Source organism: Leptolyngbya sp. FACHB-60 (assembly GCF_014695775.1).
Taxonomy (GTDB): Bacteria; Cyanobacteriota; Cyanobacteriia; order Phormidesmidales; family Phormidesmidaceae; genus Nodosilinea.
On the sequence record NZ_JACJOX010000021.1, the window covers coordinates 1 to 14,700 of the forward strand.

General features: G+C 57.5%; 8 protein-coding genes. 3 read left to right on the forward strand and 5 right to left on the reverse strand.

Annotated elements, in window-relative coordinates; all coding sequences use genetic code 11:
- The first annotated feature begins 327 nt into the window (after positions 1-327).
- On the forward strand, positions 328-1,032 hold the full coding sequence (locus H6F57_RS07850) for a phosphatase PAP2 family protein (RefSeq protein ID WP_199289534.1): 705 nt from the start codon (positions 328-330) through the stop codon (positions 1,030-1,032).
- Between the two features lie 70 nt (positions 1,033-1,102).
- On the opposite strand, the gene H6F57_RS07855 is transcribed toward H6F57_RS07850, so the two are convergent.
- The 3 genes from H6F57_RS07855 to H6F57_RS07865 all read right to left on the reverse strand — a co-directional run bounded on the left by H6F57_RS07855 (position 1,103) and on the right by H6F57_RS07865 (position 6,839).
- Positions 1,103-3,136 carry an AarF/ABC1/UbiB kinase family protein gene (locus tag H6F57_RS07855; protein ID WP_190625232.1) on the reverse strand — a complete coding sequence of 678 codons (2,034 nt, stop codon included), beginning with the start codon at positions 3,134-3,136 and terminating at the stop codon, positions 1,103-1,105.
- Between the two features lie 678 nt (positions 3,137-3,814).
- Positions 3,815-6,433: a hypothetical protein gene (locus H6F57_RS07860; RefSeq protein WP_190625233.1), complete on the reverse strand. Its 2,619-nt coding sequence runs from the start codon at positions 6,431-6,433 to the stop codon at positions 3,815-3,817.
- Positions 6,372-6,839 carry a hypothetical protein gene (locus tag H6F57_RS07865; protein WP_190996077.1) on the reverse strand — a complete coding sequence of 156 codons (468 nt, stop codon included), beginning with the start codon at positions 6,837-6,839 and terminating at the stop codon, positions 6,372-6,374. The genes H6F57_RS07860 and H6F57_RS07865 overlap by 62 nt, the downstream gene beginning before the upstream one ends.
- A 417-nt stretch (positions 6,840-7,256) precedes the next feature.
- On the opposite strand from H6F57_RS07865, the gene recN reads away from it, so the two are divergent.
- Together recN and H6F57_RS07875 are read left to right on the forward strand one after the other, a co-directional pair.
- Positions 7,257-8,987 (forward strand): DNA repair protein RecN, encoded by a 1,731-nt coding sequence (gene recN / locus H6F57_RS07870; RefSeq protein ID WP_190625235.1) that lies wholly within the window; start codon positions 7,257-7,259, stop codon positions 8,985-8,987.
- Positions 8,988-9,133: 146 nt separating this feature from the next.
- Positions 9,134-10,747, forward strand: coding sequence for a sodium:proton antiporter (locus tag H6F57_RS07875; protein ID WP_190625236.1), 1,614 nt, complete (start codon positions 9,134-9,136; stop codon positions 10,745-10,747).
- Positions 10,748-10,865: 118 nt separating this feature from the next.
- Here H6F57_RS07875 and H6F57_RS07880 read toward each other — a convergent pair whose 3' ends face one another.
- Positions 10,866-11,723 carry a hypothetical protein gene (locus H6F57_RS07880; protein ID WP_190625237.1) on the reverse strand — a complete coding sequence of 286 codons (858 nt, stop codon included), beginning with the start codon at positions 11,721-11,723 and terminating at the stop codon, positions 10,866-10,868.
- A 243-nt stretch (positions 11,724-11,966) separates the two neighbouring features.
- Positions 11,967-14,483, reverse strand: a complete 2,517-nt coding sequence (locus H6F57_RS07885; RefSeq protein WP_190625238.1) for a cyclic nucleotide-binding domain-containing protein — start codon at positions 14,481-14,483, stop codon at positions 11,967-11,969.
- Positions 14,484-14,700 lie beyond the last annotated feature (217 nt).

Here is a 14,700-nt window from a genome sequence, read left to right on the forward strand (position 1 = left end):
TGCAAACCCTGCAAGTTACACACCCCAACAAAAGAACCCCCTGATGCATCAGGGGGCATAACCTTGTGTCGCCTAGAGGGGGGACAACCTTACAGCGCGTGACACACTGCAATACCCCTACCAGAGGGCTCTGCCTGTCAAAGTGTCCTCACTAAATCAGCTGCTGCAATAGGAGTGATAGCTTCTATGGGTGACATCGTAACGATCCTGAAGGTCTGTGAGGATTCTGCTCTGCACTGCTGAGGAGCTGTGATTTGGGAATGAGGTGCAGCTTATACGATCGGGCTGCATGGCATTCTGGTGGCAGGCTTGTGGTGAGGTGGCACGATGCAGCAGATTCTAAAACGGCTGGCCAAAGCCTGGATGCACCACATCCATCCGCGGCTGATGTCGTTTGTAGCCGCCGTTGGTCTGCTCTGGCTAGGGACTTGCCTGCTCATTCTGCTGAGCCTAGCCCAGCTGGCGGATGAAGTGCTAGAGCAAGAAGCCTTTTTCTTTGATGAGTCGGTTCTGCTGTGGATTAATCAATTTGCCACGCCGGCCCTAGATCGGGTGATGCTGACGTTTACGCGCTTAGGCAACCCCAGCACGGTAGTGCCTTTGACATGCATAGGGTTTAGTGGACTTTGGTTGCGACGCCACCGGTCGGTTGCGATCGCTTTTGCCATCAACTGTGTGGGCGGAGCCGTGTTGAGCACCGGGTTGAAACTGTTGTTCAGTAAGGCCCGACCAGCACTTTGGCCCCAGATTATCACCGAGACCAGCTACAGCTTTCCCAGCGGCCACGCCTTAGGGTCAATGGTGCTCTACGGCTTTTCGGCCTACCTGTTGGCGCAACGCTTTCGTAAGCAAAAAAGATTAGTTTATGCAGGAGCGGTCGTTTTAATTGGCGGCATCGGGCTGAGTCGTCTTTACCTGGGGGTGCATTGGCCAACGGATGTGCTGGCGGGCTACGGCATTGGCTTTCTGTGGATTAGCGGCTGCATTGCTCTCCTGCGCTTCAAGCTCTCGACTCCACCTTGGCTGAATTGAAGTCTGTCTTGGCTGAAGATTCCCCCCGCCGAGGATGGTTGCAACCGGCAGGGGGGGAATCAGGGTTTGCCTAGCTGCCAACGCGAGAAGGGGTGAGCTGGGGCTGGGCCACAGGTTCTCCCTCTAGCAGCAAGTTGCGAATCAGCCGAGCCAAACCACGCTGGGCCAACTTAGTCACCACCTGCTGCCCCATCGCCTGGGTCTCAGGCTTAAACAGCAGCGTCGGAATCCGGGCTGCCACCTGAGCGGCGTCAAATCCGGGGGTGTCTTTGAGAATGTCGAGAATGCGACGCAGATTATCAAGGTCGTTGGGGGCAGCGGCGGCCGCAGGCGGCAAATCCTTCTTGAGGCCAAAGCGGCGCTGCACGGCGGTGGTCAAGTTCTGTACTGTGTTTAAGCCAAAGTTGTCGAGGCTGTTAACCAGTTCGCCGACAATGCGATCGCGCAAAAACGAGCCTCGGTCTGAGAACAAAAACTCCAGCGTTTGGTCAATCAGCCGATCCATATCGTATTCGTCGCTGCTGCGGGCATTGCGCAGCAGGTTCTCTAGGCGGTTCCAGCGAAAGCTGCCGTCTTTAAACAACAGATCTTGCAGCGAGGCCCGCAGCTCTGGCGATTGGTCAGTCAGCAGCCGCTTAGCTACATAGGGATAGGCCTTGCTGAGCACCTTAAACTCAGGGTCAACATTGATGGCGATGCCCTCTAGCGTCACCAACGATCGAATGATCAGCGCGTAGTAGGCAGGCACCCGGAACGGGTACTCGTACATCAGCGCCGAAAACTCGTCGGTAATGCTCTTAAAGTTCAGCTCGGCGACGCTGGCACCCAAAGCGTTGCTAAACACGTTTGCCAGGGCCGGAATAATCGGCGTCAGGTCGGTGTCGGGGGTGAGAAACTCTAGCTTGACGTAGTCGTTGGCTAGTCCCTCAAAGTCGCGGTTTACCATGTGCACTACCGCCTCAATCAGTCCGTAGCGCTGGTAGGGCTTTACCTCGCTCATCATGCCAAAGTCGAGGTAGGCCAGCTTGCCGTCGGCCATGGCCAACAGGTTGCCGGGGTGGGGGTCGGCGTGAAAGAAGCCGTGCTCTAGCAGCTGCCGCAGCGAACACTGCACCCCTACATCAATGAGGTGAGTGGCGTCGATGCCTAGACTGTTCAGCTTGTCGATATTGGTCAGCTTGGTGCCCTCAATCCACTCCATGGTCAGCACCCGCCGAGCGGTGTACTGGGGGTAGATGTGGGGCACGTAAATATCGGGAATGTGGTTGTAGAGTCTGGCAAAGCGCTGGGCATTTTCACCCTCATGGGTGTAGTCCATCTCCTCAAAGATGCGCTCGCCAAACTCATCTAGAATCGCCACCAGGTCGCTGCGAATTTGGTTGATGCGGTTGGTGGCGAAGCGGGCCAGCCCTCGCAAAATGTGTAGATCGAGGGCAATATTCCGAGCTAGGCCGGGGCGCTGCACCTTGATGGCTACGTCTTCGCCGCTGTGCAGTTTGCCTTTGTAGACCTGACCTAGGGACGCTGCGGCAATCGGGTTTTCAGAAATTTCGGCGTAGATCTGGCTCGGGGGTGAGCCCAGCTCTTCTTCAATGAAGCGGTAGGCGGTGACGTTCGAAAAGGGCGGAATCTGGTCTTGCAGCTTGGTCAGCTCTTCAAGAAAGAGCGGCGGCACCAGGTCGGGCCGGGTGGAGAGGGCCTGGCCAATTTTGATGTAGGCGGGGCCTAGGTTGGTGAGCATGGTGCGCAGCTGAGCGGCCCGCTTGACCTCGTTTTGGGCACTGCGGCCGGCGCGGGCATCGAGCCAAAGCTGGGCAAAAAAGCTAATCAGCGGCAGGAAAATGCCGACAAACCGCGCCCAAACCTGAAACGGGCGGCGGCGGTAGTGGGTCGCGATCGCCTCTGGGTCATAGCCATAGGACTCAAAGGGGTCTTGGGCTTTGGTGGCCAGGGTGCGAGGCCGGGGCGCGGCCAGGACGGGCTCAGGTACAGTAACCGCAGTCGGGGTCATCTCCTCTCCGGTTACCGTAATGACTTCAGCGTCGATAATATCGACAGCGCCACTAAAGTGCTGAGCCGAATCCTGGGTGGTATTTAAGGCCATAGCGCGCTCAAAGAGAGGATTGAGAACCGAGGGATTGATAACTGGGGAGATTCAGGCGATCGTCCAAACCATTCCCGTAAACTATTGTAACGGTATAGTCTGCGAATCCCCGGTGGTGACCTCCCTACTTCCTCCGATCGGATTCTGTCGATTGAGAGAGCTTTCAGTCTGCCACCCACGCTTGGTCTGCTCTGGTAAGGCTGAATCCGTCTTGGTTGATCCCAGTTTGGCTGGGCAAACACCGTTTGCCCCTACGCAATCCACCTGTTTGGAATCGGGGTTATGCGATTTGGGCTGGGTATGAGGCGGCGCATTTGTTTGAGCTGTTCTAAAGACAGACAATGGCATGCTCCCCTTGCTTCGCGCTGGGGCGTACTTGGTTCGCGACGCCTGTGCTTGCCTCGCGGATGTACTTGCTTCGCTTTGGCGGCAGAAACGTAGACCGATGTAAGGTGGGCACTGCCCACCTTTTACCCACGCGATCGCAACCCAAACACGTTGAATGAGCACTACTCAATGTCTGCCTCCTACCATCACTGGATATTTGAGGGGAGGGGTTGGTGGTAGGTGAATGGGTGGGGTGGTGGGCATTGCCCACCCTACTTTTGGAGGCGATCCGCTGCTGTGGCTGGAACGCAGCGTTGGAATCAGGCGAGATGGGTTTATGTGGGTGCTGCTCTACTCGTCAATTGCCCCCAGCCCTTGTAAGACAATGCGCTGTGCCTCGGTTAACCCAGTTGCGCCAGCGAACTGTGACCCTGCACACAGTCGCGTATCAATGACTTGCAGACATTCACCTGTTTTGGCATCCCACAGCCGCACCGTCTGGTCATGACTGCCGCTGACAATGTGATTGCCATCGGGACTAAAGCTCACCGAAGTGACCGGTTCCGTATGACCCTCAAAGGGCTCGCCGATGGCCTGGCCCGCCACATCCCACAGCCGCACCGTCTTGTCATCACTGCCGCTAACAATGCGCTTGCCATCGGGACTAAAGCTCACCGAAGTAACCGATTCCGTATGACCCTCAAAGGGCGCGCCGATGGCCTGACCCGCCACATCCCACAGCCGCACCGTCTGGTCATCACTGCCGCTAACAATGCGCTTGCCATCGGGACTAAAGCTCACCGAAGTGACCGGTTCCGTATGACCCTCAAAGGGCTCGCCGATGGCCTGACCCGCCACATCCCACAGCCGCACCGTCTGGTCATCACTGCCGCTGACAATGCGCTTGCCATCGGGGCTAAAGCTTACTGACCAGACAAAATTCGTATGCCCCTCGAAAGGCGCGCCGATGGCCTGGCCCGCCACATCCCACAACCGCACCGTCTGGTCATCACTGCCGCTGACAATGTGATTGCCATCAGGGCTAAAGCTCACCGAAATGACTGAACTCGTATGACCCTCAAAGGGCTCGCCGATGGCCTGACCCGCCACATCCCACAGCCGCACCGTCTGGTCATCACTGCCGCTGACAATGCGATTGCCATCGGGGCTAAAGCTCACTGACCAGACCGGTCCCGTATGGCCCTCAAAGGGCTCGCCGACGGCCTGACCCGCCACATCCCACAGCCGCACCGTCTGGTCACGACTGCCGCTGACAATGCGATTGCCATCGGGACTAAAGCTCACTGAAGTGACCAGTTCCGTATGACCCTCAAAGGGCTCGCCGATGGCCTGACCCGCCACATCCCACAGCCGCACCGTCTTGTCATCACTGCCGCTGACAATGCGCTTGCCATCGGGGCTAAAGCTCACTGAAGTGACTGAACCCGTATGGCCCTCGAAAGGCGTGCCGACGGTCTGACCCGCCATATCCCACAGCCGCACCGTATTGTCAAAACTGCCGCTAACAATGCGCTTGCCATCGGGACTAAAGCTCACCGAAGTAACCCAACTCGCATTGCCTTGCCGTATCCATAGCACCCGCCCCGTGGCTGCTTCCCAAAGCTGCACTCGCCTACCACTATCGCCAATGGCAAGGAACTGCCCGTCGGGGCTAAAAACCACCGCATTGACCATGCCTAGAATCTTGTTGAACAGCACCTGGTCAAATGTGCAATTTGCTCCGTTGACCCAGCGCAGACTGATGTTGGCAAAATTGACGCCCGCAATCACGGTTTCAGACAAGTCACTGTGCTCCAGAGCAAGTCGATTGCGTTGAGTCAGCAGCGTGATTAAATTACCCCCAAAATACTGCACCTCAGTCATCGTTTTCCCGCGGGTAGTGCGTACCAAATCCAGCAAGCGCGGGGTCATCACCTGGTCATTCAGCATCGGTACCGCCAGGTCTAGCACGGCTTTTGCCAAAGGCGCATCGACCAAAATAGGACTTAAGTCGGTTAAATCATCCAACTCAAATCGGCTGAGGGGGGTAATGGCAACTGGTTCATCATTCTCCCCCATCTGGCGCTTGAAATAGCCCGACCAAGTATAAGGTTCCGGGTTAGTGCTAGCTAGATGAGACTGTTCTCGGGCCACTTCGGCAAAATCATCAGCCAGCACGCCCAACTGCGCTACGAGCTTGTACGCCACAAAAAACTCCAGCAGCGATCGGTGGGCTGGGCTATAGTCGCCGTCGGCATTACGAATCAGCATCGTCTGGCCCATCATGTCGTGGTGCCAATGATCCAGGGTCTTGTCTTCCTGCACGACATTAGGAAATAACCGCCTGATACGGTCAGGGATCAGGCGATAGTTAATCGACATCCTTTCGGTCGAGAGCATTTCCCACGACAGTTCACACAGGAAGTAGAGCTTATCGGCCAGAGAGGTAAAGGTGCGACCGTTGCGAATGTCTTCCTGCATTTTGTGACGCACGGCATAGAGATATACCCGCGCCAAGTCAATAGGTTTACCCGCTTCGATATCGGGCAGCGCGGCCAAAATTAGCTCGGTCATCACCGGGCGACGAGCCAAATCCAGCAGTTGTGGATTCCCCATCACCTGAATCACGGTCTGCTCATTTGTCTTAAATGAAAAGACTCGCCGAATTTGGTCGTCGCTAAACTTTTCCAGCTCCAGTACTTCAAACTGCGGTGATTCTCCAGTCAGGTTTGCCGTCGATGCTTTTAGTTCGGCGTTCAACAGCGCTCTCCCCTCCTTAGCCTCTGGGAAATGCTCCGTGCGACAGGTCAAAATGGCTTTGGCTCCCGGCACCACCGCCTGCGCCAGTTCCCAAAAGTTGTTGATCATCTGCTGCCGATCGACCCGCGCCGCCATCTCATCAAACCCATCAAAAATCAGCAGCAGCTTCCCCATGCGGTTGAGCTGGTACCATTCCCCGCCGCAGACCATCCAGCTTTTGATCCTGTACTACTTCTTTAGGTGTCCGAGTCCTCTTGGTGACCTCGATAAAAACTCTGGTAAAGTCGAGAAACTCCCGTTTTGGGTCAATGTCTGCCTCTTTCCAATCTGATAACTCGATAAAATTGCTAATTTTGCCACTCTCATAGTCGTTGACAAACTGCTCTGCTTCTTTCAGAAGTTGATGAAGCGAATTGTTGTTAAAAGCTTTGAGGAATATCTCCTTAAACTCATCCCGTCGCAACAGCTCCAGCATGGGCTGAGGCTTGCCTACTCCGTATTCCACTAGGGTGTAGGCATACACATCTCGAAATTTCTCCGGTGGATGATCGGGGTCGAGGCCAAAATGCTTGAGCAGCTTAATAACCGTTTCGTTACGGTTTACCTGAGCCGTCACAGGCCCTTTGAGAACTGAGGCGGGGACTGCTATAGCCCGAATTAGCACACTCCACTCAAAAGGCATAAGCGGCACCAGCAACTGTGAGGTTTCAGCCCATAGTATGGCTCACCTCCCTGAGATCAGGATGGTCAACAACTACCGATGTTGCGGAGCATTGGAACGAGGTCTAACGATCTGATACTCTTAGCCGTAGTCTCTAGTCAAGAGCGGTGCTGAAGCAATGAGGTCATAGCAGGCGGCAACAGACATGCGAGCGCCCATAGTGCCACCAGCGCATCAAAGGCATCGCGATGGCTTTGGCATCACCTGATTCTCTACCGGCAAAACGGCGAGCCCTTTAAAGTCTTACGCATTTTCAGCAGCGTATCAGTGGGGCTTCCCATTAAAATACGTGGGTACTAACATGCTGCCCCCATGCTAACGGCCCTGCACATTGAGAACTTTGCCCTGATCGATCACCTCGATCTGCGGCTAGAGGCTGGGCTAAACGTGCTGACGGGTGAAACCGGGGCAGGTAAATCAATCATTCTCGACGCGATCGATGCGGCCCTGGGGGGCAAAGCCAACCAGCGACTGGTGCGATCGGGCAGCCAAAAAGCCCTGGTAGAGGCAACCTTTGACGTACCCAAAGAAATCCACACCTGGCTAGCCGAGCAGGAGTTCCCCGCCGCTAACGGTGCTCTAGTGCTGCGGCGAGAGCTGACCCTAGGCAAAACCCTGCGCAGCCGATCATTTCTCAACGGCAGCCCCGCCACCCGACCCCAGCTAGAGGGGCTGCGGCAAAAGCTGGTCGAAATCACCGCCCAGGGGCAGACCGTGCAGCTCGGCTCCCCCGATCGCCAGCGCGAATGGCTCGATGGCTTTGGCGGTGCCCCCCTCGTCACCCAGCGCCAGCGGGTAGCCACCGCCTACGATGCAGCCGCCCAGGCCAAAAAACGGTTAGAAACCCGCCGCAAAGCCGACCAGCAGCGCCGCGACCAGCTCGACCTGCTGCGTATGCACCGCCAAGATCTAGAGCAGGCCCAGCTCGACGACCCCCAAGAACTCGAAAATCTCGCCCAAGAGCACGATCGCCTCAACCACAGCGTTGACCTACAGCAAAACAGCTACGCGGCCTACCAGATTCTCTACGAAAGCGATACGGGAGAAAGCGCCTGCGCCGACCTGCTAGGCAAAGCCGAAGCCATTTTGATCGACATGGAGCGCTATGACCCGGCTATCACCTCTATTTTGGGCATGGTCAGCGAAGCCCTCACCCAGATCGAAGAAGCCGGGCGCGCCATCAACGCTTACGGGGCCAGCGTCGAGGCCGACCCCCAGCGGCTCGAAGAAGTAGAAGAACGCATGCGCCAGCTGAAGGCCCTGTGCCGCCGCTTCAGCCGCACCCTACCCGAGCTAGTGGCCTACCGCGACGAGGTCAACCAGGCCCTAGCCGAACTCTCGGGGGAAGGCCAGTCCATCGAAGCCCTGGAGGCCGAAGTCGAGAAGACCCAGGAGATCTTGGGGGATGCCTGCGCCAAACTCACTCAGCTACGCCAGGGCGTGGCCCAAAAGCTAGAGACCCGCCTGGTCAACGAACTTAAACCCCTCGCTATGGATCGGGTGCAGTTCGAAGTTGAACTCAAGCCCATTACCCCTACCGCTAACGGAGCCGACGGCATTCGGTTTTTGTTTAGCCCCAACCCAGGCGAGCCGCTGCAACCCCTGGCGGAGACCGCCTCAGGTGGTGAAATGAGCCGATTTTTGCTGGCGCTGAAGGCCTGTTTTTCGCAGGTAGACCCGGTGGGCACGCTGGTGTTTGACGAGATCGATGTGGGGGTGTCGGGGCGGGTCGCCCAGGCAATCGCCGAAAAGCTCTACCAGCTCGGTCGCCAGCACCAGGTGCTTTGCGTCACCCACCAGCCTATGGTGGCGGCCCTAGCCGATGCCCACTTTCGGGTAGGTAAACATGTGGTCGAAGCCGTCCTGGCCAAGGGAGCAAACGCAGGGGAATCCGAGCGCACGGTGGTGCGAGTGCTGCCGCTGTCCCTGAGCGATCGCCGCGAAGAGCTGGCCCAGCTAGCCGGGGGCGAGTCGCACCAGCAATCCCTCTCCTTTGCCGAGGCGCTGTTGTCTCAGGCCAACAGCATTCGCGAAAAGCTGTAATCGTTGACGTTGCTGTCAAACGGCCAAAAGTTTGGGATCTCTAACAGGGATGGTCTTAAATCACTGTTAGGTCTTAGCCAGACCTGGCGTTCGTAGTTGAAAATTCAGCTTCAAGCCGTCGCGTTCTAAAAGTTGGGCCAGCCGTTATGGATCTCTTCCTTACCATCGAACCCTTTCTAGAGGATCCATCCTTACTGTTAGAAGATCCCGCCATTGAACAGCACCTGCGTCAGTTTTGCCTGGTGCTGTCGGTGTCGCTGGGGGTGGCCACCCTGTCGCGGGTGTTTAGCGTGCTGCGAAACATTCCCTACACCCTGCTGCTGCTGCTGGTGGGGCTAGGTCTGGCCGTGCTGGATGTGCGGCTGATCAACCTGTCGCCCCAGCTCATTTTGTTTATCTTTTTGCCGCCGCTGCTGTTTGAGGCCGCCTGGAACCTCAACTGGAAACGCCTAAAGCAATACGCGGTGCCCGTGCTGCTCTATGCGATCGTGGGGGTGATTATTTGCGTCGGCAGCCTGGTATGGGGCTTGCAGACCTTCGCGGGGGCATCCCTGGCGACGGCGCTGCTGGTGGGCGCAAGTTTGTCCGCCACTGACCCCGTATCGGTAGTGGCCCTATTCCGCGAACTGGGGGTCGATAAAAAGCTGACCACCGTGATGGAGGGCGAAAGCCTGTTTAACGACGGCGTGGCGGTGGTGGCTTTTAACCTGCTGCTGGGCATTGCCCTGGGCTTGGAGCAGTTCGATGTGTCGGTGACAATAGCGCGCTTCTTGGTGTTTGCCGGGGTGGGCATCAGCATCGGTGGGCTAATTGGCTTTGGCATCTCGTTTCTCACCCAACGGTTTGACATTCCCCTGGTAGAGCAATCGCTGACGCTGGTATCAGCCTACGGCACCTACTTAGTTGCTGAAGAACTCGGTGGCTCCGGTGTAATCGCGGTGGTGACCACGGGGCTGATTCTCGGCAACTTTGGCTCACGCATTGGCATGAACCCCCGCACCCGCCTGGTGGTGTCTGAGTTTTGGGAGTTTCTGTCGTTTTTTATTAACTCGATTGTGTTTTTGCTGATTGGCGACCAGGCCGACTTCTATGGCCTAGTCGACGAGCTAGATAAAATTGCGATCGCTATTGTCTTGATGATCATCGCCCGTGCCATCAGCGTCTACGGCCTGGGCTTTATCAGCAACGCCGTCACCGGCCCCGAAATGGATCTCCCGCTCAAGGGGCAGACGGTGCTCTGGTGGGGCGGCCTGCGCGGGTCGGTCTCGGTAGCCCTGGCTCTGAGCGTGCCTACTGTGCTGGGCGATCGCCAAGAAATCATCTCCATCGTCTTTGGCGTCATGCTGTTTACTCTGCTGGTGCAGGGACTGACCACCAAACCCCTGCTGGAGTATTTGGGTCTGCTGGGCGATCAGCCCCTGCGGGTGGAGTACAGCCAAATGACCGCCCACCGCGTTGCTCTCACCCGCGTCATGCAGCGCCTAGACGAGATGAAGATCAACGAAGAGTTTGACCCCGAATTTGTCGGCTACCAGATGGCCCTGGTGCAGGGAGAGTTGAATGAAGTTAAGCAGAAACTGGCCACCCTAGAGCAGCAAAACGACAGCATCCGCGAATACGCCTCCAACCAGTTGCGGGAAGAACTGCTAGCGATCGAGTCTGACACCTACGCCGAGTTCATTCGCGCTGGACAGCTCAAAAACACCCTGACGCCACTGATGGAAGAGGTGCTACCCGATCGCTTGGGGGAAGCGCACTAATCAGGGTATAGGGTTCGAGGTGTAAGGTCTAAGGGATGGCCTTTAATGGGGTATAGGGTTCAAGTGTAAGGGTCTAAAGGACTGCCTTAAACCTCATACCGTGCACCCTATACCCTGTTCACCCCACGCTATCTAAATTTTGGTGCCGAATCTGCTCTTGCAACGCTTCATTTTCTAGGCTGAGGGCAGTGGCCCGCTGCCTGAGGCCATCTCGTTCGGCGGCGATCTCTTGATAGCGGTACTTGAGGCTCGTTTGCTGGTGAAACTGCTGACCGAGCTGGTTGTTCAACTCGTCAATTTTTTGCCGCTGGGCTTCAATAATGGCTTTGAGGGCAATGGGGTCGTTATCTAGCTCCTGGGCTCCGGTCGGTAGGGCCAGGGGAGCGCTAGACGCCTCACCTGGCTCACCCATGCTCTGACTACCGCCGTTGACGTAGGCCTGCATGCGGGCCAGGGTTACCTGATGGCGGGTGAGAGTGTTGTCGAGGTGCTGAACGTGCTGCTGGGCTGCCTGGAGTTGGCTGCTGAGGCTGACGGTGAGCGATCGCGCGATCATTACCTCAGAGTTCAAATCTAGGTCCTGAGCGGTGACGCGGCCCATGGCCAAACTTTGGTAGTAATTCTTCAGGCGCACCAGGTAGTCTTGCACCTCGGCCTGGCCCTGATAAATGCGCGATCGCAGCCGCTCTAGATCTATCTGCTGGTCGACCACCAGCCCTTTAACATTCACTAACAGCTGCTCAAAGACTTGAGCTTGCCACTCGTCTTTGGCCTCTAGCTGCTGCTTGAGATTGACAATAATCTTTTGCTGAACGTTGGAATATTCCTCGGTTTGGGATAGGTGAGCCTGGAGCATCTGGTGATTTTCCACCTGCTCCTGCATGTCTTCTATAGTTTCTCTGGCTTGGTCAAGGGCCTGCTGCAACAGACAGACCCGTTGAACCAGTTTGAAGTCCAGCGAACTTTCCTGGAACATGGGCGAGACCGATGAAAAGGAACTCGGGGCGACGTGACGACCTGGAGGGAACGACCGGCAAACGGACAGGGCTATAGGGCGTGTGCCAAGGGTTATAGATGCGTGTGCTTGAGGTAGCAGTACCCTACCAGACTTAGCCGAGGGGCGACTGTGGAGGGCACTACCGAGGGGCGATCTTACATTGAAACTTTACATGGCAAATGCAGCTAAATCGACAGGAGCCGTTGCCCTAATTTAATCTACTTAAAATCTTGGAATTAGCCACCATAGGCTGAGTCCCAACAGCCCGGTGCAGGTGTGCTGAATCCACCGCTGGGGACCAGATTGGCGACAAATTTTGACTGTTAGCCAGACCGACAGCGCCATGCCCAACAGCAGCGTCACACCCTGGAGAAAGGCTACCACTGCGGGGTGAGCAACCCAAACCGGCAGATTTACCCCTGAAGCCCCAAAGGTGGCCAAAGACACGGGCAAAACGCGCCCACCTTCTCCCAGCCCTAGGCGCAGGTAGTGGGCTAGGTTGGCGGCCCACACCAGGGGCAGATAGCCGTAAGCCAGCCTTACTGCCGGCCGCCGAGGCAGCCCCTGGGTTTTGCGCCAGAGCCAATGCACACCTTCGACGCTGAGGGGCAGCAGAGCGGGCAGCGCCAGCACGCCAAAGGCCACCAGGCTGTGACCGATCACCGTATCGATCGGCAGCTGAATGCCCAGCTGGGTCTGTAGCTCGGGTAGGCGGTGCAGATATACCGCCCCTAACAGCAGAAACATCAGCGCCACCTCGGACGAGCGAGGCCGGTGTGTCGTCCACAGCTCAATGCCGGGGGGCCGCAGGTTCAGCTCGACAGAGCGGTGGGGGCAGGCCTTGAGGCAGGTCATGCAGAGTACGCAGTCGCGGTTGTCTTCGAGCTGGGCTGGGTGAGAATACAGGGGGCAGCCGTTGGTTTCCTGGCCTTCCCCTTTTTGAGGGCCGCCCTTGTAGCACTGGTAGGTGGTGCACTCTGCCGAGCAGGTGCCCTGCTGGGCCCGCAGCTCGGTCATCGAGAGTTTGGCGAACATGCCGTTCATTCCGCCGATGGGACACAGGTAGCGGCACCAAAATCGCCGCTCAAACAGGGCTGAAAAGATCATCGCCCCGGCGGTAATCAGCAGTAGCAGGCAGGCGGAGAGATAGGCGGCATCCTCTAGGTGCCACACCTCTTCCCACACCAGAATGAGGGTGAACAGGCCAAAGATAAACCAGCCGCCCCAGCGATCGGCCGCTTCACGGGGCCAGCGTTTAAGCCTGCCGGGGAAGAGCTTTTGCGAGATCCACTGGGTGACCTCGCCGTAGATCATAAAGGGGCACACGGCGCACCACAGCCGCCCCGCAAAGGGGAAGCTCAGCAACACCAGGGGCCACCACCAGGCCCAAAACACGGTTAGCGCTACATTCTCATGGCGCTGCTGAGGGCCAAACCAGAGCACGGCGATGACGACGGCGAATAGGCCCAGGGTAATGCCGTAGTTGATGCGATTGGGCCACCAGGGGCTGCGCAAAAACCGCCGTAGATCGGGGTAGCGGTTGAGCAAATTCAGCCGCAGCTGTTTCTTTTTGCTCTGGGCAGGCCAGATAATCTCTTCGGTAATCAGGCCACCGCCGGAGAGCTGGGCCGCCGCCCGCTCGACCAGACTCTCTAGCTCGCGCAGATTGTCGGGGAAGTCGTAGGACTGAAGGTGGCGGACGGCCTCTGGGGTCAGCGTCAGCCGCCCGGTGCTGCGCCGGCGGCTGATCAGCGAGAGGTAGTAATTAACCCAGTCTTCGATGTCGGCCTTGCGCACCCGCAGGGGAGGCACCTTGATGGTCTCGCCGACCACATCGTCTAGGGCTGGTACAGACTGCTCAGCCAGCAAAATAATGCGAGCTTCGGCGGTGATGCTGGGGGCGGTTTCACCGTCGCGGCTGACGGGGCGATATTGGCCAGTCTCTAGCAGCTCGGCGATCGCTTCAGCTAGATCGGCCCCCAGTTCTCTGGGGTTGTTGAGCACCAGGGTGCCCTCACCTAGGGCAGCTAATAGGCCCATGCGCCCCCCTGCTCGACCAAACAGATCGGCCCCGTTGGCCTGGAGCTGGCCGCAGTTGACTTTGATAATGGGCTGCCGCCGCTGCTCAGAGCCAAAGTGGATAAGAGCCGCCAGGTTGTCTTTCTCTAGCCCCGGTTCGCCAAAGATGAGCACTGACCTGCGATCGCCCGCCGCTTCTCGTAGCTGAGCCCGCAGCCGATTGGCGTAGCGGCTGCGGCCAATTACCCCCCGCTGGGCCTTGGCCACCAGATAAGGGCGCAGGATGGCCTGGCGCTCTTGCTCTAGCTCAGCCTCAGACGACAGCCGCTTGACTACGTCTACCAGCTGCCGGGTAAAGGTTTGCAAAATGTCGGGGTACTGCTGCACCAATGCCTGGAACTGGTCGCGATCGATAAACCAGAGGGTGCTGTCGCAGAGCGTCTGAATGGTTTGCTCGACCGGTTGGTCGAGCAGCAGAGGCTCTAGGTTCAACACCGCGCCCGGTAAGAAGCTGGCACCGCCGAGGGTGGCCTCGGTGCCGAGCTTGCCTTCCCAAAGAATGTAGAGACCTTGGGGAGGTTGGCCGGCTTCGACGACGGTTTCTCCGGCGGCCACGGTCATGGTCTGGAGGGCTTGGGCTAAGGGCTCTAGGGTAGGCTCGGGCAGCACGCTGAGGGGGGTGCGCTCCTGTAAAAAGATCACCTGGTCGGATACAGTCATGGCAGTTCACCCACGCTCTACACGGTGTAGCCCCCATGATGATGGCAAATGACCTCTGGGTGCCTTTGGCATTACTCAGCTTAATTATTGCGGCGGCGATCGCCTTTAGCCGCGCGAAGTAGGGTGTTGAAATTGCCGCTTCCCCTACCCCCGTCCAAATACATTCCCCGCAGAAATACACCACACGAAGCATGGCGGGAGGGCAGTGGAGCCTGGT

What these genes read in the sequence shown, in the direction of transcription:
- H6F57_RS07850 (WP_199289534.1), top strand. Translation starts at nt 328, where the DNA reads ATGCAGCAGATTCTAAAACGGCTGGCCAAAGCCTGGATGCACCACATC.
- H6F57_RS07855 (WP_190625232.1), bottom strand. Translation starts at nt 3,136, where the DNA reads ATGGCCTTAAATACCACCCAGGATTCGGCTCAGCACTTTAGTGGCGCT.
- H6F57_RS07860 (WP_190625233.1), bottom strand. Translation starts at nt 6,433, where the DNA reads ATGGTCTGCGGCGGGGAATGGTACCAGCTCAACCGCATGGGGAAGCTG.
- recN (WP_190625235.1), top strand. Translation starts at nt 7,257, where the DNA reads ATGCTAACGGCCCTGCACATTGAGAACTTTGCCCTGATCGATCACCTC.
- H6F57_RS07875 (WP_190625236.1), top strand. Translation starts at nt 9,134, where the DNA reads ATGGATCTCTTCCTTACCATCGAACCCTTTCTAGAGGATCCATCCTTA.
- H6F57_RS07880 (WP_190625237.1), bottom strand. Translation starts at nt 11,723, where the DNA reads ATGTTCCAGGAAAGTTCGCTGGACTTCAAACTGGTTCAACGGGTCTGT.
- H6F57_RS07885 (WP_190625238.1), bottom strand. Translation starts at nt 14,483, where the DNA reads ATGACTGTATCCGACCAGGTGATCTTTTTACAGGAGCGCACCCCCCTC.